Raw genomic sequence first — 22592 nt, 5'->3', positions numbered from 1 at the left:
GCAAACAATTCATTTACAATAAAATTATTATAAAAATTAATAAAAATTTATTGTAAATCGATAAACTTTGTATTAAAATCAAAATCAGAATAAATCAATGAGGTGTTTTTATGAAAAATATTACAACGATGTTCTTAAAAATAGCTGTTATTTTTTTAGGAGTCCCAATTCTTGCTCTATGCATCTTTTTGGTGCCTGAGCTGGCGGACCTTTCAGCGACATTACTTCCAGAGTTTACGGTGATAAAATATTTCGTTTTTATCGTTTTTGATGCATCAGCCATACCTTTTTATTTTGCTTTGTATCAGGCTTTCAAACTCCTGCGCTACATTGACAAAAATAAAGCTTTCTCTGATCTGTCTGTAAAAGCCTTGAAGAATATCAAATATTGTGCAATCACAATCAGTATTTTGCATGTACTGGTTTTGCCGCTCTTCTATATCTTTGCGGAAGTAGACGACGCTCCAGGAGTTATCTTTGTCGGATTGGTTGTACCTTTTGCTTCGATGGTTATCTCAGTGTTTGCGGCAGTTCTCCAGAAACTTTTAAAAGAAGCAATTGATATTAAATCAGAAAATGATTTAACGGTCTGAGGTGAATAACGATGGCAATTATAATCAACATTGATGTGATGTTAGCAAAAAGGAAAATGAGCGTAACAGAGCTTTCGGGTAGGGTTGGGATAACGATGGCTAACCTCTCTATATTGAAAAATGGAAAGGCGAAAGCGATTCGATTATCCACCTTAGAGGCAATTTGTAAGGCTTTAGAGTGTCAGCCTGGGGATATATTAGAATACAAAAGTGACGAAGATAGGTAAAAATTGTGAAGGAAAGGGAGGTATTACGATGGAATATAACAATTCGATTATTGAAAACATGGCTAACCCTCATGAGCTGGAGAGAATTTATAGAAAAGACCCAAAAGCTTTTAAACATTCATTCTTACAGGCATGGGAACAAAATCCTGATTCTCAGGTTCTTAGCGTTTGGTATGAACGATTGCATTTCAAGGAGGCAGCAAATACAGAAAGATCTACCAAAATCCAAAAAGATTTCATATTCATGGGCATTTTAGCCATTATGGCAGGAGTATTTACCAGAATCATTTTCCATTTTGTCGAACAGGAAGTGATCGCTCCAATTAACCTGGCCTTTGGTATAATTCCTTTTATTGCTACCTATTTTGTTTACAAAAATACACCGAAAAAAAGTGTTATTTATTCCCTTGTAGGGTTGTTCCTCATTTCTGGGGTTTATCTTAATATGCTGCCTTTAAATGATAAAGACAGTATTATCCTTGCCTATTTACACATTCCCATATTCTTATGGATCGTGTTAGGGCTTGCATTTACAGGAGATGAGTATTCAAAAGGTAGTACTAGGTTGGCCTATATCAAATTTAATTTGGAATATAGTATTCTTTACGCCAGCATGGCTGTGAGTGGAATGGTACTGACAGCGTTAACCATGCAGTTATTCAGCTTTATTGGCTTGAATATAGAGGAATTTTATTTTAGTAATGTCGTTTTATTTGGTGCTTCCGCTCTCGCTATTGTGGCTGCTCACCTGGTATCAATGAATCTTACACTTGCTAAGAATATTACACCCTATCTAGCTAAAATCTTCAGCCCTCTTGTCCTGGTCACCTTGTTGGTCTATCTTATTGCTGTTATATGGCTCGGAAAAAATCCATTCCTGGACCGTAATTTCCTGATAGCCTTCAACGGAATACTCCTTGGTGTATTGGTCGTTACCATATTTTCCATTACCGAAAGCGACTCAGACGAGAAAAAAACCATTTCAGATTATATAAATTTTGCCCTGATTGTTCTTGCCCTTATCATTGACAGTGTGGCATTGTCAGCCATAGTGTTCAGACTTTCTTCTTATGGGATTACCCCTAACAGACTTGCTGTTTTAGGTGTAAACATACTTATCTGGGCAAATCTAATTTGGATAATGTTCTCCTATATGCGTTTTCTACAAAACAAATCCGGACCTTCAACTATCCAGGATTCCGTTACTAAGTATTTACCGGTCTACGGACTTTGGGCAGCTTTCGTAATCTTTACGTTTCCTTTCCTTTTTAATTAGAAAGTACGATAAGGTATGTTAATTGAAGATAAAAGAACATTGGGAAGAGCTTAAACCCCCAATGTTCTTTTTGTTATCTAATAATGTTGTCTTTCTAAAGCCAATTTCAATCCAAAGCCAATTAATACAATGCCCGTAGCATTCTCCATCATACTTTTGGATAATAGGAGTCATTAGCCATTTTCATAGAATGAGAATTACATATACAGTAAAACAGGTGATTGACAATAACGTATATATTACTCCCAGTATAAGTAGTTTTGCTGCGTGAGATTGTGAGTTTACGAACTGAGTTAAAAATGTTAGAAAAAAGATTGCAACCTCAGGGTTCAAAACATACTTCTTCTCCCTTATGTTCTAAGGGCTTTCCCGAGGATGTATTATCTATAATTGGGGCAGTCTAGTTTAAGATTGATGTTTAACTTGTATTCAACAATCGGCCAATTTTTAATTGAAAGATTACACAAAAGTCGATTTCCCAAAGTAAAGGGAATCGGCTTCTTTAGTTTACCTGTAGTTTCGTCGATGAATTTAAAAAATGTAGTTGACTATTCAGTTGAACTGTAATAACTTATTATTAAGTTGTACTATATAGTTGAACTGAATAAAGGATGAGAGTATGAAACATAAATTATTACCATTGTCTGAAACCATGCATTATATTTTATTAGCTCTCCGTGAGCCACTCCACGGCTATGCCGTGATGCAAAAGATAGAAACAATAAGTAATGGCAACGTTATTTTAGCAGCAGGTACATTATACGGTGCGATTGAAAACTTGAATAAACATGGTTGGATTGAACCTGTTGGAGATTCAGGCAGGAGAAAAATGTATATGATTACGACAGAAGGAAGAGCCATTTTGAAAATGGAGCAAGAAAGGCTATTGCATATTTTATCTTTGTATGAAGGAAGTGATTCGAATGAAGAAGTTTAAAGTTTTCATTAATATTGAAAAAGAAGAGCATTGGCTGAACAAGCAATTACAAAAAGGCTATCGCTGCACAAACATTAGTGGGCTGGGAATATACACTTTCGAAAAAACGGATAAAAGATATGTTATGCGACTTGATTATCAAGACTATTTATCTAAGAAAAAGTTCGTGGAATACAAAGGGATCTATGAGGATTTCGGTTGGAACTATATAAAGGGGTACTGGCTTAGTGGAATACGATATTGGCAAAAGGAAAATGATGATCAAAATGAAATCTTCTCTGATCGCCAATCAAAGGGGCATTATTATAAAAGAATAATGGGTTATTCATTTTGGTTTGGTATGATGTTTCTGGCTTATTCTTTTATGTACTACAGGGATTCGACATTATATCATGAAGGTCTTTGGAGTATGGAGAATGCATTATTTTGGAAAGCGTTATTATTTGAAACGCCATTTGTTCTTTTGAAATTGTTTCCCGCATTTATGGTTGTTTTTTTAGCTGGAAGTTATTATAAAGCTTATCGGAAGTATTCAATATTGAAAGAAGAATAGGAAGATCGTAAGCCGGGACAATCAATTTGTATAGGGAAAATATTACGGGACAATCAATTCGTATAGGGAAAATATTAGAGGAGAAAAACTAACCAGAAAAGACTTTCTAACAGATGCTGGATGGATGAAACAAAGTTACTGACCTTTAGAAAGGGGGGGGCAGAAACCAGCACAATAACAATGAGCTGGTTTAGCCATATCATTTTTAGTCCTCTACTTCCCATTCTGTATTCCATACGACTTCCCACAAATGTCCGTCTAAATCCAGGAAGTGACCAGAATATCCTCCCCAAAACGTATCTTTGGCAGGGTCGGTGATTTTCGCCCCCGCTGTTTCTGCTTCCAGCATCACCTGATCCACTTCCGCTTTACTGCTTACATTATGACCGATTGTGAATTCAGAGGGACTTCTGGGAGAGAGGGGTACATTTGCTTCTTTTGCTAAACTTTTCCGTTCCCAGATGGCCAGTTTGAATCCATTTTGCAGATCGAAGAAGGCCACAGCGCCATTCTCAAATTCCTGTCCCACTATCCCTTCAGTTGGAAGATGTAGACCGTTTTTATAAAATTCTAGTGATCTTTCCAGATTATCTACTCCGAGAGTTAGTACGGTAATTCTTGGTTTCATTGTTTTTTCCTCCTTGTCTCCTGCTTCTTCTCTAGGATACCTTATTCAAAGTGATCAAACTTGTAAAAAACGGACAACATTAGGTTCAGGTAGGAAAGACAATACTCGGAGCAAGTCCGTAAAATTGTTTGAATTCATTGCTGAAGTGAGCTTGATCATAATAACCGTAGTTAAGAGCGACTTCCATAAGACGTGGGTTATGAACAGAATGAAGATCTTTCAAAATACTTTGGAAGCGGATAATTCGTGAGAACTCTTTAGGAGAGACACCTAATTCATCCCGGAATACTCTTCTTATCGTTCGTTCACTGTAGCTGACCTTATTTGCTAATGTTTGAATGGAGGTCATTCCGTGATCCAAGAAAATATAATGAAGGGAGGTCTGGAGTATATCTGGACTCCTGTGAGTACCTAATATTTTCAAAAGGTGAATTAGTTTTGTTTCAACGATTTCCATTCTTTCAAGATTTCCTCGCGCTTCTTGAATTTCCTCGGTAAATAGTAGACCTGTTATTCCCCATACTTCTTCAAGATAGACACGATCATCAATAAATTCTTGTACAGGATAGTGTAGAAATCGCTGTGCGTGATTTGAAAATAGGCGAATGCCAAAAAAATGCTGCTCGTTCGTAAAGTTCAACGTATCAAAACGGGTCATGAGTCCTGTAATGAACGCTCCTTTTGAAGGAGAGGAAGCAGTTAAGCCCACTATAATATCTATACATCCATCCGGTAATACTCTGTGGGTTTCATGAGTAGCATGATAATCCAGGCTCCAATAACAAGCTACATAGGGACTTAGTGAATGGTGGGGGGGGTATTCCTGATAGTTACTTCCGTTTGAATGTAGGATGGAAGGGGATTGTATTGGAAGGAAAGGATTCATGACGTCACCTCGATTAGACTTGAATAGTTCATACTACCATCTAGTTTAACCATTTCAGTGGGAGAATTCATTAGATTTGAGTGACAGGAAAGAAATATGAAAAGCACAAAGCTCCAAAGAATGCCTCCCTGGAGCTTTTTTCATGCTTATGGCTGGCTTGGGACTCTGATCGCTTTGATCATTTGTCGTATGGAGCCGAGATGGTAGGCGGAGTGGGCGATCGCTCCCAAAAGACCCGTTGATGTCTGTTCATCTAAGGAGTTAAGTGAATCAATCTTTGTAAGGAGTGTGGTGTATTCTTGTTGAAGTTCAGAAGTGAACTGTGTCCATGTGTTGGTGTCTACGCTAGTGATTTTCCAGGAAGCTTCCCAGTCCTTGTCGGGTTCTTCTCCATTCAAATAGGATCTCGCAACCCATAAATAATAGCGGGTATGATCAGTTTGGGCGGCGATTGTCGTACCGTTGACCGGTATAGAAGCTTCTTCTGCAGATAATCCTTCGAGCGTTCCGAATAAACCACTGCCCGGCTTCGATTCTGTGTACCAGCTTCCGCTTCCTTCAGGTCCTTGGAATGTTTCCTTCAACAACGTTTTAACAGCTGCCAACATCGAATTATTCATCTTAGTACCTCCTGAATTTGTGATTAACCATCAAAAACACTTTAGCTGGTTATAAGTTTACTCCGGTTGTTTCTAACTGTCAATATGTATTATGATGGTTAGAGTAAAGGAGTCATGATTATGTCGGAAACAAACCCTTATATGATGGTCGGAGAACGTTTGTGTATGGATTTCATCAATACCGTCAGTTGGCGGGAAAGTACTGAGAAAAGACGGGATTGGTTTACGAGTTATGCTAAATTGATCGACTGGTCGGTCCATGCTGAAGTCTTGACTGCCCAACAGGCACAAGATCTTCTTGTTGAAGCCGGGGAAAATCCTTCTCATGCAGAAGAAGTCCTGAAGCAGGCGATCGAAATGCGTGAAATCATGTATCGAATGTTCAAGTGCATTTCAAAGAAAACCTCGCCGCACGAGCAGGATATTGCCATCTTCAATAAATATGTGAGCCAATTCTATCGATCTTTGCAAGTCATCCTTGAAAAGGATCAATACATGTTGGAGTTTAAACAACCAGAGAAAAATCTTAATACTATGCTGCCTCCCATTTTGCAATCCGCTGTAAATTTACTTGTTTCAAAAAACGAATTGGAACGAGTCAAACAATGTGAGGGAGATCCTTGTGGATGGTTATTTTTCGATTCGAGCCGGAACCGGAGTCGCCGTTGGTGTTCAATGGCCGATTGCGGCAATCGTGCGAAAGTGCGACGGTTTTATCAAAAAGGGAAGTGACCATGATCGGTCACTTCTCCACAAAAGGATATGAGCTATTCATTTAGTTAAAGTAGCCCGTTCACTCATTATTCTAAAATGAACCTAATATGATAAGTATGTCCGAAAGATTGACGTACTGTTTCTTCAAAACGTGACGGCACGCAAAATGTGGTCATCAAGTAGAGTTGTTCTTTCATTATTGCTATAGATCAATAACCAAAGAAGCAAGGGGGCCATTCCTCTTGTTTTTTTATGTGTAGTATTTTAAATTACTGAAGCCAAATCCTTAACATGTGCGTCTAATACATAGTAATACACAAAGAAAAAGAAGGTGAGTTCAATTATTGAATTAGTTCACAAAGCTCAGGAAGGCGACGAAGAGGCTTTCTTGACAATGTTCCAAGAATACGAAAAAGATATCTATCGAATGGCATATGTATACGTGAAAAATCAGGAGGATGCCCTTGATGTCGTTCAAGAAACGGCGTATCGCTCATTCAAAAAGATAGGCACACTAAGGAATGCTGCCTATTTTAAAACGTGGTTAATAAAGATTTCTATTACCTGTGCAACGGATATGCTGAGAAATAGAAAGAAAATCATTCATCTGAACCCTGAATATGCTCTTCCTATTGATACAGAAGACAATGATCTTCCCCTTTCATTATCCTTGCATGATTTGATTGACACATTAAATGAAAGTGAAAAAAACATCATACTCTGGAAATTTTACCATGGATATACCCTTAAGGAAATTTCAGAAATCGAGGAATCACCATTGGGCACAATAAAGTCTGTTTTATATCGAGCACTGGCAAAACTCCGAAAACAAGTAAGGAGGGTTGATATGTATGAATAACCATATTAGACGAGAATTAGAAAAAATTGAAATTCCCGATGAATTACATAGTAGAGCCAGATTAGGCGTCGAGAAAGCAAAAGCAGAATTCAATGAGCGGAGTCAGACCACCGTAAAGAAGAACAAACGCAGTCCTGGACGCTCTCAAAATACCAAAAAGCACCTTTATAAAAGACTTTCGATCATTGCAGCGGCACTCTTACTAATAGCTTCGACTTTGACATTCACACCAGTGATAGCGGCCATTCAAGAAGTTTATGACAAGATTTTCTCAAGTAAGCATATTGATGATTCAGGTGTGAGAAATGCCGTAATATCAGGGGATGGGCAGATCCTTGATCAAACATATATTGATGAGAGACATGACATCACCGTCCATTTCGATCGGGTGTTGACGGATGATAAAGAAACAAAGCTCCTCCTTACTTATCAAAGTGAAACAACCGATTTAAAGGATTATTATATTGATTTATTTGAAGGGGTAAGCTCGATCAACATAATAGTTGGAAGTGAAAAAAGAAAATTGAAAAATGTAGGCTGGGGAAGTAGATATTATGACAGTAAGGAAAACAAAGTAGTATCAGCCCTTTCGTTTGAATCATTAAAGGATTATAAGGGGAAAAACATAAGGTTGGAAATTGATCAATTAACGATTTATAAAGATAGTGGTCGGGATAGCGTGGAGACAACCTGGCCGTTAGAATTCACCATCAAGCCGGTTGCAGTATCAGAAAGAAAAACAATAGAGCTCAATAAAACATTTACTTATAAAAGGGAAACATACACTGTTACCCGGGTTGAGTTCTCAAAGCTGGAAACAAGGGTAGTGGTTACGGGGTCTGACACAGGGATTCTGACAGATGATAATGGTATGGAATACGACGTGATGAGTAAACTGGAACGACAATTTCTCAATGCAAGAAAAACCAGTAAAGAATACGGATATGGTGTCAACGAGAAGAAATCTGGAGTTTTTATTAAATCAGAAGGCAAAAAAGTGGAACCGATTTTTAGTAAAGGAGAAGTTGAAGGAGAAAATGACGAATATATTATGACGTTTGCTCCGATTAAGAAACAAAAGGACTGTATTCTTGAAGTAGGTGATGCTGTTGACATACCTCTAAATAAATCAGGAAAGGTAATTCAAAAAAAGGTAGAGGATGAAAAATCTGAAATGGAAGCGTTGTTAGCTGAAAATGGATATACATTAGTTCCACTGTCCAAGGAAGAAGAGGAAGAAATGAATCAATATCTGGAGACATTTCCTAAAGAACTTTCGATTAATAGAAAAGCCATAGGAAAGCTAAAAGGTCATGAAAACTCAAAAATTCTAGACGTTAGTATATCAGAGAGATCTGGTGTTATTAGTCATGCTGAGGCTAGTACTGCAGAAGAGGCTGAAAAAATTCGAGAAGAAAATGGTTGGTCGTTCATTCCAATTTATTTAAATCAATATTAAATCAAAGAGGCATGGACAAAAGGATATAGTCGAAGAAAAACCAAAATGAATCTTCAAATTTTCTAATGAAAATTGAATTCGTTTTGGTTTTTATAGTTGGGAAAGGTAAATGTGTTTTTTTGAAAATTCACATCTTTAATTGCTAAAATAATCCAGTTTGTTATAATTAAATATGTTAGGGATTTGATTAGTGAAGGAGGTTGTAAATCGTGCGTTCAATGAAACTTCATACAAGAACAATTAAATGTACGATGTCCAAACCTTCTTATTGCATATAGTGAATCATGAGATTTCTTAATCTTATTATTATGTGGGGACTATCGTTTATTGATAGTCTCTTTTTTTATTCGGAAGAGAGCAATTGAATGAGGATTGGTCTTATTTATTAGGAGGAAAAGTAGATGGTGGATTTTCGATCAAACGAGTTGGTAATGGAAGAACAGGAACTGAAAAAGTACTTACATGAATATAAGAGCGGGCAAAGATCATGGGACGTAAAGAATCATGTTGGACTTGTGAAATCCATGATGCATTTTATCGGTTCTACCGATAGCGAGCTTAGGGACAAGTTGATCTACAGCACCTTTTGTCAGTTAGCCATAGACAACCAATTGGAGCATGAATTATTGAGTGATCTATTAGATCACTGTTTAAGTGACGATATGTTATTCAAGGGGATTGGTGAAAACGGCACGGATACCGTGTTTACAAGGGCGTTCACCTCACTTGTCATCGCCGTTATTTTATACAAGGATAATGAGGACGGTTTTCTTCCCGAACACGCTGTTTGTAAAACAAAAGATCATTTAATCGACTACATCAACTCGGAAAATGACCTGAGGGGCTTTGTTCCAGGGAAAGGCTGGGCACATAGTATAGCGCATGTGGCAGACGCGCTTGACGAATTGATACTCAATAACAAAATCGAACAGAAAGATCTTTTAGAGATATTACGTCCACTGTGGGAGAAGATACTTGTTTCTGACAGTGTCTATGTTCATGGTGAAGACGAGAGAATGGTAACACCGATATTGGCCATGTTAGAAAAGGGAGTAGACATAGGGGAAATAGAACAGTTACTAAAAGGAATACCAGACGAACTTAAACGTAGGAAAGAACAAGTGAATGAAGAGAATTATTGGTTTTTAGAAGCTAACTGTAAGACCTTTTTAAAAAGCTTTTACGTAAAGATAAGTTCACGAGACGATTTGATTTCTCTTCGTCGAAACATTGAGTTGTGCTTATCGGAATTATAGGGGAGGTAGTGGATGGAGAGGAATAAAATAGTCAGAGGATTGTTTGATTCCGATAGGCAATATGGTTGTTTAGTTAATCAAGGGGGTGAAAAATATGAAAGAGCAAATTCAATATTTAAATAAACTTATCGAGATAGAAGGCGGATTAAGGTTGGTTTATCAAGAACCGAAAGAATACACTCGTTATTATTCCATTTATCATGGACAAAAAAATGCAGATTCCTATTTTAGAAGGTCCTCTGAGACATTAATAGAAATCGCCTCCATTTTTGATAGCGGATATTTCATTATGGAAGGTGAAACCGTCATTGGCGGTGTATTTCTAAAACCTAATTTCATGTCGGATTTATTTGTAGTGCCACCCTATAAGGATTATGAAGGGTTGGTCCACAAACTATTAAACTATTTAAAAAAGGTATCGAAGACTGAAGATAAAATCATTGTAAGAGAAGTTGTTGAAGATCATGTGGCAACGTATGAACAACTTGGATGCAAGATTCATGAAGTGAATGTATGGATGATTCGTCCGACGGAACCGATGATGGCCATTCTCCCTGAAGGGTATAGTTCAAGGGCTGTTTCAAGAGAAGATGCAAATGATATTGCATGTTTACTTATGAAAGCCTATATAGCCAATCCGGCATATAAGCAAATCGGAACGAAAGAGGATTATCTTCTCCACGTAAACGAATTTATCGATCAACATAAACATAATAAAATCATGGATGAGTGTTCAAGAGTCGTGAGCGATAATCGTACGAACAACATTGTTGGCGTCTGTCTGCACATGGAATTTGAAGATTATCCTCTTATCATGAGTTTAGTGGTAGACCCTGATCATCAACAGAAGGGCATTGGACGATACTTGTTAACCCATTCGATCCATTCTTCGAGTGCAGGGTACCCGGCTACACGCTTATCTGTCATTAAGGATAATTCAGCGATTAAGCTTTATGAAGATCTTGGATTTCTTAGAAGTAAATCGATCATTGATATGTATTTAGCATGAAAAAGGGAGTAGAAGCTATGTTGAGGAAGCCAGAAACAAACGAATATCCCCCGTATTATAAAGAATATGTAAACAATGTCCCAGATGGAGAACTGCTCCAGATTCTTGAGGATCAACAAAAGGAAACGATGAAACTGTTAAACGCCTTAAGTGAGGAAACGGCAGAATATAAGTATGCTCCCGGAAAATGGACAATCAAGGAAGTCATCGGCCACATTACCGACACGGAGCGCATTATGTGCTACCGCCTTCTCAGTATTGGCAGGGGAGAACAGGGAATGCTCCCTGGCTATGATGATGATGAGTATGTGAGAAGAGGTAATTTCAATCGATTCCCATTATCGGACCTTTTACATCATCAAGCTCTTGTCCGCCAACACACCATTCTTCTTCTAAGCAGCATGGATGAAGAAGCGTTGTGCCGGCGTGGAAACGCAAACGGCTCCGAAGTGACAGCCCGTGCGATTGCGTACATAATAGCCGGGCATGAAATTCACCATCGAAGGTTGATAGAGGATCGATATCTGAGCTCTGGTCAATAAATGGAGTTCAATCGAGCCACTCACTCCAGATAATTGATTAGTGGTTATAGTCAGGAGAAAGGATGAAAACTGATGATTTCAGAGCTTGAACAGTCTCAATTTAATAAATGCAAAGAATTATTCGTGCACGGGGGACTCTTGGAATCAATAAAAACGTTGGATTTTTGCATTCGAAAATATTAGAGTTTTGGCCATCGTTTGAAAGGTTCTTACATCTTGGTGTCGGGTATATGGTTGTTTATGAAAAAGAAATTGTAAGCGTTTGTTTTTCAGGGGTTGTAGCTGGAAATGTGCATGGCATAGACATTGAGACGTTACCACTTCATCAAGGGAAAAAGCTTGCCCAGAAGGGAGCTCATGCTTTTGTTCAAGACTGTTTAGAGAATGAGATTATTCCGTATTGGGATTGTATGGAGATCAATGAAGCTTCTGTTTCAGTTGCAGAAAATATAGGGTTTCGGAATAAGCTTAATTATAGTTGGTATAGTGTACCGTTTGAATGATCTTCTTTATTAACTGAAAGAGGAATGTATGCGATCCAATCTTTTCTTGGTAAAGGGAGAAAGGTAATAAGAAAGGGGTAGTTTCCATGTGGTGGCAGTACTATGGGGATGCAGTGATTGCAGTGTCAGCGCTGACAGCATTATTGATTTTGAGTTCGATTCATTTCTTCAGTGTGAAAAATAAAAGAGGGTTTATTATTCCGTTATCTATATCAATTATTGGTTATATATCCTTTGTTATAGGTATCGTCTTTATCAGAGGATTTGAAGGATTAGGATTTATGATCTATGGCGTGATCATTATGGGGATTGGTCTCTTATATTACCTGGGAGTGGGGGTCTATAGGAAGATTAGGTACTAATAACAATATGGGGGAATAGCTGAATAGCTTAACAAGCAGCAGCCCTCATTATCAAAAGGGGTGAAGCCATTGTTGTCCACTGAGAGATGTGAGTTACACATGTTAAAGGAAAGTGATTACTACCATATAAAAGAATTATATGACAACGAGCAAGTACGTAAATATTTAGGTGGAACCGTTAATGAAGAGTCATTTAAACAAAGATTTAATGAAATGATCCATTCCCCAAATAAAGAACATTATTGGACTATTTTCAATAAAAGTTACCGGGAATTTGTAGGAATGGTCTTCCTTGATACCTATCATGATGGAATTCATACAGAAATCGGCTATCAATTTTTACCGGAATTCTGGGGGAAGGGTCTTGCCAGAGAAGTAATCATTGGGGTATTACATTATGGGATTCATACCCTGAAATTAGAAAAGGTCATTGCAGAAACACAGTCACAAAACAAGGCATCTTGCAAACTATTAATATCGGTAGGGATGAGTTTAGAGAAGAAGATTCAACGCTTTGGAAATGAACAATCCGTTTTTGACATTTCCGGTTCTGGAAGAAGAAGTGAGATGTAGAGTCTATTATTTAGAATTTTGATCTGACTTTAAAAATTATTGGTTAGTCAAATAAAGTATGAGAGGAGGTATAAGTATCAAGGAAAATACTGCTGGGTGTTTTACTATAGTTATGAACCAAAAGGGTTATATTTTGTTAGCCAAGCGAAAAGATTATCCTCTGTGGGATCTCCCTGGAGGAACACTAGAGAAGGGTGAAGAATTAGCAGTTTGTGCTAGTAGGGAAACAAAAGAAGAAACCGGCTATAGTATTTCAATTAAACAGAAAGTCGGTGAATACTATAAGCCCCAATACAACGATGTAGAACATTTATTTTTAGGGGAATTAAAAGGTGGTTCACCGATTGCCGAGGGACCGGAAACGCAAGAAGTAAAGTGGTTTAACCCTCGTAAACTTCCCTTTCATATGATTCCGAATAGAAGAAAACAAATTAGATATCATTTTAAATTCAAAGATGAAATCGTGAAAAAATCACTAAGAGTTTCTCCTGCGAAAATTTACTTTTATAAAGGATTTTTGAAGGCCTTTGGTAAGTTCCTATAATACTTTGTCTAAATCTGATTTGGAATACTAATAGTAAATCAATGGAATTACATATGAATCCGAAAAGAAAATAGAAGGTGAATATATGAGTCTATTAAAAGGAAAGAAGATCCTGATAACAAGCGGAGGTACCCTGGAAAAGTGGGATGCAGTCAGGGGACATACTAATTTAGCAAAAGGGACAATGGGGTGTTATTTAGCGGAAGAAGCGTTGAACCACGAAGCAGAGGTCATTTACTTACACGGCTATTTTGCAAAGGTCCCTGAAAACCATCGAAACATGCGCTTGATACAATTTGAGGGTATAGATGATTTAGGTTGGAAAATCAAAAAACTTGTACAATCTGAACACATTGATGTTGTGATCATGGCAGCTGCCGGATCTGATTGGGTTGTTGATAAAGTAGTAGACCAACGAGGAAATCCAATTATGGAGACAGGGAAAATGACGAGTGATGAACCCCCAATCATTCATTTCAAGAAAGCCCCCAAAGTACTATCTCAAATAAAAAAATGGAATCCAGACGTCTTACTCGTCGGTTTTAAGTTAGAACATACACTTGATCATGAGTACTTATTCGAAAGGGCAAAGCTTAGAATGGAGACTTCCAAAGCGGAATTCATGGTTGCTAATAAAACAGGTTCACTCTATGGTGAAGAATCAGACCATTTTATTGTTTCTACATTTCAATTACCAATAAAGTATAGTAGTAAAAAAGAGACAGCCGAGGGATTAATCCATTTGCTTGCAGATCATATTAATCTAAATAATTGAAAGGATAAGCAGTATTAGTATTTTACACGGAAGGGGCTTATGAATGAATTGGAATGAAAAAGCATATCTCAGTATAGAAGAGCTTCTTTCAATACCAACCATATCAGGCTTAAACATAAGTGAGGATGGCAATAACGTAGCATTTGTCAAAAATACAGCTGACTGGGAAGCCAATACATATAGGAATCACATATGGATATATGAAAAAAATAAGGGGGAATGTTACGCATTCACAACCAATGGGTTAGAGGGTACATGCCCAATATGGTCTCCGAACTCTAAACATATTGCTTACCTTCGTTCAGTGGGTGAGGGTGATAAGAAGAATCAGATCTTTGTGGAGTCGATCGATGGTGATGGCAGGGTTCAAATGACGGATGAGAAAGAAGGGGTTAATCAATTCAAATGGGACCCTACTGGCAAGGGCTTTTATTATGTTGCACAGTCACAGGAATCTGAGGAAATCAAGAAACGCAGGGAAACATATGGAGATTTCCACAATGTAGGCAGAGAATACCAGAATGATTGTTTATGGTATGTGGAAATAAAAGATTCTACTGGTCTTGGTGAAAATGTTCCGCATCAACTAACTGACGGCAGGGATTTTCACATCCACGAGTTTAATGTTTCAGACAATGGGGAAAAAGTGGTGCTTATGGCAAAGCCAAGCCCCGATGGAGAAGATGATCAGAATGGAAATCTCTACATACTCGATCGTCAATCAGGAGAGTTACGGAAGCTGAGTGGAGATAAGGTAGTAGGAGGGAACGTTTGCATTTCTCCTCATGGTAACAAAATATGTTATTCAGCAAGCATACGAGAGAAAGAGTACTATAAGACACATATCATGGACAGTACACTCGAAATCTATGACCTTACGAGCGGTGAGCGGATTCAACCATTGATAGATTTTGACCGGACGGTTATTCCAATACGTTGGACAGCTAAAGGGATTCTACTGATGTGGCAGGATCAAACAAATTATCTTATCGGCTTACTAACTGAAGATGGAAAGCTGAACATGTTAAGCGAAACAACAGAGTGCTATATCATGGAGGCTTCTATAACAGGGGATGGAAATCATCTAGCTTATCGTAAGGCTGGACCAAATGAAACCTTCGAAGTCTATGTAGATGATGAAAATATAACAAATGAGAATGGTCTGTTTGAGGGGAAACTCAAAAGTAACAGGGAGATCATCTCATGGATCAGCAGTGATAATCTTGAAATAGAAGGGGTATTAACAACCCCAATAGACGTTGATTGGAATAAAAGATATCCCTTATTGGTCTTCATCCATGGCGGTCCGGCTTGGGCTTCCTTCCCCATCCATTCAAGCTGCTTCAATGAAAAATATCCTATTGAATCGTTTATTGAAAAGGGCTTTATCGTTTTAGAACCAAACTACAGAGGAAGTTCAGGATATGGGAATGAATTCTTAAAGGCGAACTATCGAAACCTGGGAATCGGTGACTACAAAGATGTGATTTCTGGAGTGGATGCACTCGTTGACCGGGGAATTGTAGACAAGAATCGAGTAGGGGTGATGGGATGGAGCCAGGGGGGATTTATTTCAGCATTCTGCTCTACCTATAGTAATCGATTTAAGGCGATCTCAGTTGGAGGGGGAATTAGTAATTGGATCACCAATTACGTGAATACGGATTTACCTTCATTTATCAGGATGCATGTAGGAGATACACCATGGAATGACCCAGAGATCTATGCTAAAGCCTCACCGATGACCTATATACAATCAGCCTGTACGCCCACCTTGATCCAACATGGAGAAAAGGATGCAAGAGTCCCACTGGCCAATGCAAATGAGCTCTATAAAGGACTACGGGATATGGGAGTGGATACAGAATTAGTTACATTTAAAGGAATGGGATACAGCTCTGAGAAACCTGGGATACACCGGGCTATTATGCAGCAGAATCTGGTGTGGTTTTCACACTATATTCTTGGGGAGAGTATGGATGGTTTTAGAGTTTTGTAATAACTGTTAAAGTCAAACTTATTGTCTAAACCAAACTGATCGTTGAAAGAAGGGAATAGAAACTATGAGTTTTGACAACAAGATAAAACTCTACGGCAGCGAATGGTGCAAAGCTTATACAGAAAGAAGAAGCAAAAAAATGGGGCTATGATCTAAGAAGGATTAACGCTTTTTTTTGGTGTTATTGGATTAGCGGGCTGTTTAATTTTATAACAAATTTAAGTACTTTGGTCTGGAGGATTAATGTGTTTTTTGTTGAATTACACTTAATATATGAGTTTCATTAGGTCTTAATTTAAAGGTTTAGAGAGGGGAATTATATGAATCCTATTTTAATAGATGTTCCGCTCCAATTAGAAACAGACAGATTAATTCTTCGGGCACCACAACAAGCTGGGGAAGGGAATGTAGTACACCAAGCTATTAAGGGTTCAATTAATGAGTTAAAACAATGGTTGGCTTTATTTCAGGAAATCCCTACTGTTGAAGAAACAGAAATTCTCCTAAGAAACGCCTATATAAATTTTTTAAAGAGAGAAAGCCTTCGCTATCTGATCTTTCATAAAGGTACTAATGATTTTATTGGAACTGCCAGCATCCATAGTATTGATTGGAAGATTTCTAAATGTGAAATTGGATACTGGATTAACTCTCAATTTAGTGGCAAGGGATATATGACAGAAGCAGTAAGTGAGTTAACTAACCTTGGCTTTCAGCAACTCAACTTTAGAAGGATTGAAATAAGATGTGAATCAACAAACAATAAAAGTCGTTCGATTCCCGTAAAACTAGGTTTTGAATTAGAAGGAATCTTAAGAAATGATGAATTATCCTCAGATGGCAGCAAGCTGACTGACACTTGTATTTATTCAAAGATAAAGTAAGCTTTGTGAAAGAGGATTCCACTTATTTATATAATACTTATTCATTTAAACGGAAGCACTCTTGTATATGTAGAGGTTGTAAATTAGAGGAGTATGTGAATTATTTCGCTTAAACTAAAGGGGCAATAGCTGAAGATCACCAAAATGATCTCCAGCTATTGCCCTATTTATTTTTCAATGAAATTAAAAAAATCGAAACTTTCACTCTTTGATAAACGTCTAATAGATAGTAAGTACTAGTTGATTGAGCAGGAATCCCACAGAAGGAGAATTTGGTGAAAAGTATCATCCTACTTCTTTCTACTTCGGGAAAGATCAATTTAGATAAATACAGTTAAATTTATAGCACCTCTACGGCTTTTCTTATTTTCAGGTGACAGGCCGTGAAGAGTGAATGGGGGATAAAACATGTGGGAACAAAAGCTAATTAAAACAGATCGAGGGGAATTTGAAATATTTGAAGCCGGGAATGGTGAACCATTATGTGTGACTCATCTATATAGCGAGTTTAACGAGCGTGGCTACCACTTTGCTGACCGGTTTGTGGACGACTTTAAAGTGTATCTTGTCAATTTGAAAGAATCGGGGAATTCCACTGAGATTCAAGATGAAGATGAGTTAAGTATGAGTGAAACCAGTAAGGATTTAGAAGCTATCCGATCTGCTTTAGGGTATGATAGCTGGAGTTTTGCAGGACATTCCACAGGTGGGATGTTAGGGCTGGTTTATGCTGCTGATTATCCAGATTCTTTAAAGCGGTTGATTGTAGGTGGTGCCTCAGCTACAAATGGATATATGGACGATCAGGAAAGCATTTATTGTGATGAAAATCCCAATAATGACCGATTGAAAGAGGTATTTTCCATCCTGAATTCCGATGAGGCAACAAGAGAAGAACGGAAGCACGCACGTATGGAATGGACGAAAATGTCTCTGAATGACCCAGGCAGATATGATGAATACTTTTCTAAGCCAAGCAGTGGAAAAGTGGTTCAAAAACGCTTAGAGTATTATGCTTATAACGAATTGCCAACGTTTAATATCAGAGAAGACATTTCCAACATAAAAACCCCGACAATCGTTTTTTGTGGAAAACATGACTCTCAATGCCCGTTTGTGTATTCAGAGGAAATTTTCAATCTTGTTCCCAATTCAACATTTTATATCTTTGAAAATAGTAACCATTCACCTCATTTAGAAGAACAAGAAAAATTCAGCGGGATGGTGAAAGACTCTTTTCATTTGGTCTGAATGGATAGAAGTGAATAAATCAACAGAGGCTGGGACAAAAGTGTTTTAGTCTAAGTAAGACCTGAACCAGTCCGATACTTAGAGGCGGATTGGTTCGGGTTTTTTATTTTATCTTGGTCCATTTGTTTTTAGCAGTCTCCAGCGGTTGCACGGAAATCATTAGCGGTATTAAGAACCAACCTCTTTATTCCGTGATTTTTTAGTTCTGTCCCAGCCACTTTTACCTTATGGCTAGAGAACAAACTTCCAATAAGCATAACAGATAAACGTACAAATCCACGAAACAAACCCAAAGGCGGTAACAATGGTCGTTTCACCCCAGCCATATTTTAAACCGTAGTGATAATGAATCGGAGTCATTCTGAAGATTCGTTTCCCTGTCGATTTAAATGAAGCAACCTGTAATATGACCGATAGCTGTTCAGCAAAATAGATAAAGAATAAAACGGGAATGAGAATCTCAACTTTCTCGATAATGGCAAGAAATGAAAGGGAACCCCCTATCGCTAATGACCCTGTATCCCCCATAAAAGCTCTGGCAGGAAAGATATTATAAATGAGAAAACCGAGTAAGCATCCGATCATGATTAGACAAAAAAGCTGAACCTCTGCTTTGTCTGAAATCATAAAAAAGAAAAAGTAAGTAGGAATGGCGACAACTCCTAAAAGGCCGTCCAAGCCATCTGTAAAATTAATGGCATTTGCAGAACCGACAATAAATAAGGTGATGACAATGAAATATACCACTATTGGAAGATTCAAAGAGAGATTTTGATAAATACCAATCGTTGAGTCTATTCCGAGTTCACTCATCAAATAAAAAAGCAAAGCCCCCGTAAAGAGAAATTGGAAAATAAGCTTGGTTCTACTTGATACCCCTCCAGGATCCTGGCGTGACGCTTTCCAAAAATCATCCAGGAAACCTATAAAGCTGAATAATATATACGTTATCGCCAGGAAATACATCAGTGGTGTAGGTGAAAAAAATAACGATACAATTATACCGATGAAAAGAATGATTCCAAACATTAACGGAGTCCCTTTTTTGATTTGATGATTGGAAGGAAGTTCTTTTCTTATCGGTTGCAGGAGCTTTAATTTTCGTAAGAGTGCAATGAATAGCGGGGATAAAATGGAGACTAATATAAAAGCAATAATAGCCGGAATTAGTTGATCGATCACTTCTTATCTTCCCCTTTTCTATTTACTTTCTATAAATAAGTTCTAGTAAGACTGGAGATATCCTCTAAACTATTTTCAAAACTTTTTCTACATCTATAATGCCTAAAAGAAGAATTATAGAAGAAGATGGTGAAGTTAAACAAAAATTCATTGGCCGCATTCGAAAAAACTCGGTGGCCATAAGCAATCCTTAAATAAACCTTAAAATCTACTAATATATCAACTATATGTAATGGAATTTGTTAGAATACTTTTTGTTCTATTTTTATAAGAGTTGAAGGGAAGAACTAAAAATCTTGATAGATAAAAAATGTCACTAGTAAATCAAATTTATTGGGGAGGAAAGAAATGAAAAAGATCTCTTTTTTTAATTGGGAAATAGAAATAGATGAAAGCTTGTTTACTATTGTCGATAAAGAAGAAAGAAAAATGGCTATTATGGAAAACTCATTTGAATTAAATGCTGTAATTTGGATGAATTCAAATGACGAAATACAGGTAAAACCAACTTGGGATTGTGTCTTTTCAGTTAATGAAAAGAAAAGAATCATTTCTATAAGACACGCTGATTATCTGAGAGAAAATTAAAAGCTACAGTATGTTAATGTACACTTATAATTTTCACGGATTGAAGTCTGGAAAGGCGGGACTTTGTAAGGCAAGGAGTATAGACGAATAATAACGTCGGAAAGGCAATGTCAATCGATGACCTCCGAATATTGCCTTCTTCAACTATCGTATGATTGAAGAAGGAATTTGTTTTTATTTCTTGAATTTCTAACTTAAACGGAAAATGAAAGAAAGTAGAGAAGGGAGCGAGTTTATTATGATGATAAAAGGTTTCGGGGGAATATTTTGGAGGACTAAAAACCAGGATGCTTTAAAAAAATGGTACAGTGAAGTGTTGAAGATAGAAATGGAAGATTGGAATGGGACTATTATAAAACCCCAATCAGGAAATGAAACCATTTTTTCTTTCTTTACTGAAGATGATCCTTACTTCCCAACGGAACAGCAAGTGATGTTGAATTTCCAAGTTTATAATATAAACGAGACGATTGAGCATATGGAACAAGTCGGTGTACCTCTTGTAAAGGAAAAAGAGGTTAGTGAATTTGGTACGTTTATTTGGATTAAAGATCCTGAAGGTAGACTGATTGAGCTGTGGGAGAAATAAGTAAGTATACGGTATAGAGAAATGCTACAGAATCAAGTCAACAGAACAGGAGGTGTTAATGTGAATCCAACAGGGACCGTACATATATTAAATGGAACAGAAATGTATAAGAATTTCAAAGAGACACAGTTTCTTGAAGACGAATGGATGATTCCCTTCAACGAGGCAATGTGTTATGGGAAAACCTGCGGAGATTTATTTACCGATGAATTTATCGAAATGCGTGCGAATGTTCATCAAGTAACAACTGCGCAATATGCTGAAATCACCATAAAACCTTTGCAGCCTCTCTTTTGTGGGGATTTTGATCATATAGCACTATGGTTTGATGAGGATATGTTTTGTCAAATGAATCTTCTCACCATACTCGCCTGGTTAGATCAAACAGAATATGAAGGTTCTATTGACCTCTATCTTGTCGGTGATGATTTTCAACCTGAAAGTCATTACAGTCTAAAGGCAAAAGGATATGATCAACTCTATAAGCAAGTATTGATTCATAAAGCCATGCCTGAGGAAGTTCATCCAAGCCCTTTATACAAAGGGGTTGAACTGTACTTGAATTACCTTAAGAAAGATAGTGATCTTATGTTGTATATTCAACAGCACAAGGACGTCCCGATAAAAGAACTGGTGTCTCTTCTAATCGAAAATTTCAAAGACCACGGCTTAGGAGATACACAATACTATGAAATGATAAAGTCATATCGTCAAAATGTATGACATCCTATAGGAATAGAATGTAAAGGGGAAATGTAATCAGACCGCTGTTATTCCCGGTAAAGGTCTAATCCCCTTCGTACATTTTCTGAGATCTTTTCTGGTATTTCCCTGATCTTGAGATCCTTGCCGAGGAAAAGCAACCAGTTTGTGAATTCGGTTAATTCATCGGGCTTATGAACATGAACAAAAGTCTTTAGAATGGCTGTGGTTTGGTAAGGATTCGTATAGGCGATTGAAACTCTTAAAGGATGGTATTTTTTATACTGTGCAATCGCTTTTGGACCAAGTTCCAGGACAAGGTTGATTCCTTCTTCCCGCATTTTCAGTTTTTCTATAATCTCTTGCTCTCTCAGTCTTTTTTTCGGCGAGTATGGTTTGATGTCGAGGAGGAGGTCGGCGGGAAAAATCCGCTTCTTTTCTTCCGTTAAGTCAAAACCTTCAATGATCCAGGAGCTTTTTTCATGGTAAAGGTGCAGCAGATAGATGGGATAAGATTTGATATCCTTTTCTTCTTGGATCGTGAGCCATAAATACCTATCCAAAAGGAGGGTTTGGAAAAGTGTTTCCACCATGGGATGGGGGAGGTCTGATAGGTCCAGCAAGTCGGGATTATGGGGATTGGTTCCTTCAAACAGCAAGAGCTGGTTCAGGAGAATCAGGTCATCTTGCTGGCTTTCTGAGATGAGGCTGAGTAATTTTTCAGCTATTGATTGTCGGCTCTTTAAATAAGGGAGCTGCTGATTTCGTGTCGCCATAAAGGCAATAAATAGAGCTTTCACTTCATGATCGGTGAAACGGACCTCAGGCAGGACAGAATTGTGCATGACAAAATAACCCCCATCCCTTCCAGCTTCTGAGACAAGTGGCATCCCCATGGACTCAATTTCCCTGATATCTCGAATAGCTGTCGACCTGGAAACGTCAAACTCACGCATGATTTCAGAAATGGTAAAGTGAGCCCGGTTGTTGATATATCTCATAATCACATTAATTCGTTCAACTTTTTTCATCAGGACCTCCAGAAAAGGTGTCATTTTTTGATACTATTTAACGCTATTAT

The 22592-nt window shown here is 37.7% G+C and carries 26 protein-coding genes and 1 pseudogene; 22 read left to right on the top strand and 5 right to left on the bottom strand.

Annotated features, from left to right (window positions below; translation table 11 throughout):
• Window positions 1-110: 110 nt before the first annotated feature.
• The 5 genes from ACQKFO_RS18885 to ACQKFO_RS18865 all read left to right on the top strand — a co-directional run bounded on the left by ACQKFO_RS18885 (window position 111) and on the right by ACQKFO_RS18865 (window position 3586).
• Window positions 111-593: a DUF2975 domain-containing protein gene (locus ACQKFO_RS18885; RefSeq protein ID WP_427600376.1), complete on the top strand. Its 483-nt coding sequence runs from the start codon at window positions 111-113 to the stop codon at window positions 591-593.
• Between the two features lie 11 nt (window positions 594-604).
• Window positions 605-820, top strand: coding sequence for a helix-turn-helix domain-containing protein (locus ACQKFO_RS18880; protein WP_148995982.1), 216 nt, complete (start codon window positions 605-607; stop codon window positions 818-820).
• Between the two features lie 28 nt (window positions 821-848).
• A complete protein-coding gene (locus tag ACQKFO_RS18875) occupies window positions 849-2096 on the top strand; it encodes a DUF4153 domain-containing protein (RefSeq protein ID WP_427600375.1) in 1248 nt (415 codons plus the stop codon).
• A 619-nt stretch (window positions 2097-2715) separates the two neighbouring features.
• A complete protein-coding gene (locus tag ACQKFO_RS18870) occupies window positions 2716-3033 on the top strand; it encodes a PadR family transcriptional regulator (RefSeq protein WP_427600374.1) in 318 nt (105 codons plus the stop codon).
• A complete protein-coding gene (locus ACQKFO_RS18865; protein ID WP_427600373.1) occupies window positions 3020-3586 on the top strand; it encodes a DUF2812 domain-containing protein in 567 nt (188 codons plus the stop codon). Before ACQKFO_RS18870 ends, ACQKFO_RS18865 begins: the two co-directional genes overlap by 14 nt.
• Window positions 3587-3791: 205 nt before the next feature.
• Here the strand turns inward: ACQKFO_RS18865 and ACQKFO_RS18860 are convergent, their stop codons facing one another.
• The 3 genes from ACQKFO_RS18860 to ACQKFO_RS18850 form a co-directional block, all read right to left on the bottom strand.
• Window positions 3792-4214 carry a VOC family protein gene (locus ACQKFO_RS18860; protein ID WP_427600372.1) on the bottom strand — a complete coding sequence of 141 codons (423 nt, stop codon included), beginning with the start codon at window positions 4212-4214 and terminating at the stop codon, window positions 3792-3794.
• An 85-nt stretch (window positions 4215-4299) separates the two neighbouring features.
• Window positions 4300-5100, bottom strand: a complete 801-nt coding sequence (locus ACQKFO_RS18855) for an AraC family transcriptional regulator (protein ID WP_427600371.1) — start codon at window positions 5098-5100, stop codon at window positions 4300-4302.
• A gap of 146 nt (window positions 5101-5246) precedes the next feature.
• Complete coding sequence (locus tag ACQKFO_RS18850; protein WP_427600370.1) at window positions 5247-5720, bottom strand: hypothetical protein; 474 nt, start codon at window positions 5718-5720, stop codon at window positions 5247-5249.
• Between the two features lie 120 nt (window positions 5721-5840).
• Between ACQKFO_RS18850 and ACQKFO_RS18845 the strand changes: the two genes are divergently transcribed.
• The 14 genes and pseudogenes from ACQKFO_RS18845 to ACQKFO_RS18780 all read left to right on the top strand — a co-directional run bounded on the left by ACQKFO_RS18845 (window position 5841) and on the right by ACQKFO_RS18780 (window position 18450).
• Window positions 5841-6452 carry a CGNR zinc finger domain-containing protein gene (locus ACQKFO_RS18845; protein WP_427600369.1) on the top strand — a complete coding sequence of 204 codons (612 nt, stop codon included), beginning with the start codon at window positions 5841-5843 and terminating at the stop codon, window positions 6450-6452.
• Between the two features lie 376 nt (window positions 6453-6828).
• Window positions 6829-7293, top strand: a complete 465-nt coding sequence (locus tag ACQKFO_RS18840; protein ID WP_427600599.1) for a sigma-70 family RNA polymerase sigma factor — start codon at window positions 6829-6831, stop codon at window positions 7291-7293.
• On the top strand, window positions 7286-8752 hold the full coding sequence (locus ACQKFO_RS18835; RefSeq protein ID WP_427600368.1) for a hypothetical protein: 1467 nt from the start codon (window positions 7286-7288) through the stop codon (window positions 8750-8752). The genes ACQKFO_RS18840 and ACQKFO_RS18835 overlap by 8 nt, the downstream gene beginning before the upstream one ends.
• A gap of 401 nt (window positions 8753-9153) precedes the next feature.
• Window positions 9154-10008 carry a DUF2785 domain-containing protein gene (locus ACQKFO_RS18830; protein WP_427600367.1) on the top strand — a complete coding sequence of 285 codons (855 nt, stop codon included), beginning with the start codon at window positions 9154-9156 and terminating at the stop codon, window positions 10006-10008.
• A 94-nt stretch (window positions 10009-10102) separates the two neighbouring features.
• Window positions 10103-11017, top strand: a complete 915-nt coding sequence (locus tag ACQKFO_RS18825) for a GNAT family N-acetyltransferase (RefSeq protein ID WP_427600366.1) — start codon at window positions 10103-10105, stop codon at window positions 11015-11017.
• Between the two features lie 17 nt (window positions 11018-11034).
• Window positions 11035-11559: a DinB family protein gene (locus ACQKFO_RS18820; protein WP_427600365.1), complete on the top strand. Its 525-nt coding sequence runs from the start codon at window positions 11035-11037 to the stop codon at window positions 11557-11559.
• A gap of 149 nt (window positions 11560-11708) precedes the next feature.
• Window positions 11709-12062, top strand: a pseudogene (locus ACQKFO_RS18815) (GNAT family N-acetyltransferase); the annotation flags it as partial.
• An 86-nt stretch (window positions 12063-12148) separates the two neighbouring features.
• Complete coding sequence (locus tag ACQKFO_RS18810) at window positions 12149-12424, top strand: hypothetical protein (protein ID WP_427600364.1); 276 nt, start codon at window positions 12149-12151, stop codon at window positions 12422-12424.
• Between the two features lie 99 nt (window positions 12425-12523).
• Entirely contained in the window at window positions 12524-12997 is a 474-nt protein-coding gene (locus tag ACQKFO_RS18805) for a GNAT family N-acetyltransferase (protein WP_427600363.1), read from the top strand.
• 58 nt (window positions 12998-13055) lie between these two features.
• Window positions 13056-13541: an NUDIX hydrolase gene (locus tag ACQKFO_RS18800; RefSeq protein ID WP_427600362.1), complete on the top strand. Its 486-nt coding sequence runs from the start codon at window positions 13056-13058 to the stop codon at window positions 13539-13541.
• 85 nt (window positions 13542-13626) lie between these two features.
• Window positions 13627-14316: a phosphopantothenoylcysteine decarboxylase gene (locus ACQKFO_RS18795; RefSeq protein WP_427600361.1), complete on the top strand. Its 690-nt coding sequence runs from the start codon at window positions 13627-13629 to the stop codon at window positions 14314-14316.
• 43 nt (window positions 14317-14359) lie between these two features.
• Window positions 14360-16315 (top strand): prolyl oligopeptidase family serine peptidase, encoded by a 1956-nt coding sequence (locus tag ACQKFO_RS18790; protein WP_427600360.1) that lies wholly within the window; start codon window positions 14360-14362, stop codon window positions 16313-16315.
• A 320-nt stretch (window positions 16316-16635) separates the two neighbouring features.
• A complete protein-coding gene (locus ACQKFO_RS18785; RefSeq protein WP_427600359.1) occupies window positions 16636-17199 on the top strand; it encodes a GNAT family N-acetyltransferase in 564 nt (187 codons plus the stop codon).
• A gap of 408 nt (window positions 17200-17607) precedes the next feature.
• Window positions 17608-18450, top strand: a complete 843-nt coding sequence (locus ACQKFO_RS18780; RefSeq protein WP_427600358.1) for an alpha/beta fold hydrolase — start codon at window positions 17608-17610, stop codon at window positions 18448-18450.
• A 231-nt stretch (window positions 18451-18681) separates the two neighbouring features.
• On the opposite strand, the gene mraY is transcribed toward ACQKFO_RS18780, so the two are convergent.
• Window positions 18682-19632, bottom strand: a complete 951-nt coding sequence (mraY, locus tag ACQKFO_RS18775) for a phospho-N-acetylmuramoyl-pentapeptide-transferase (RefSeq protein WP_427600357.1) — start codon at window positions 19630-19632, stop codon at window positions 18682-18684.
• 348 nt (window positions 19633-19980) lie between these two features.
• Here mraY and ACQKFO_RS18770 point away from each other — a divergent pair, with 348 nt between their 5' ends.
• The 3 genes from ACQKFO_RS18770 to ACQKFO_RS18760 all read left to right on the top strand — a co-directional run bounded on the left by ACQKFO_RS18770 (window position 19981) and on the right by ACQKFO_RS18760 (window position 21532).
• Window positions 19981-20220 carry a hypothetical protein gene (locus ACQKFO_RS18770; RefSeq protein WP_427600356.1) on the top strand — a complete coding sequence of 80 codons (240 nt, stop codon included), beginning with the start codon at window positions 19981-19983 and terminating at the stop codon, window positions 20218-20220.
• A 241-nt stretch (window positions 20221-20461) separates the two neighbouring features.
• Window positions 20462-20809, top strand: coding sequence for a VOC family protein (locus ACQKFO_RS18765; RefSeq protein ID WP_427600598.1), 348 nt, complete (start codon window positions 20462-20464; stop codon window positions 20807-20809).
• A gap of 60 nt (window positions 20810-20869) precedes the next feature.
• Complete coding sequence (locus ACQKFO_RS18760; RefSeq protein WP_427600355.1) at window positions 20870-21532, top strand: AraC family transcriptional regulator; 663 nt, start codon at window positions 20870-20872, stop codon at window positions 21530-21532.
• Window positions 21533-21579: 47 nt separating this feature from the next.
• On the opposite strand, the gene ACQKFO_RS18755 is transcribed toward ACQKFO_RS18760, so the two are convergent.
• Window positions 21580-22542, bottom strand: coding sequence for a helix-turn-helix transcriptional regulator (locus tag ACQKFO_RS18755; protein ID WP_427600354.1), 963 nt, complete (start codon window positions 22540-22542; stop codon window positions 21580-21582).
• Window positions 22543-22592 lie beyond the last annotated feature (50 nt).

Origin of the sequence: Rossellomorea sp. NPDC071047, assembly GCF_050270195.1 — a bacterium.
Taxonomy (GTDB): domain Bacteria; phylum Bacillota; class Bacilli; order Bacillales; family Bacillaceae_B; genus Rossellomorea.
This window is presented reverse-complemented; position numbering and strand designations above follow the sequence as displayed.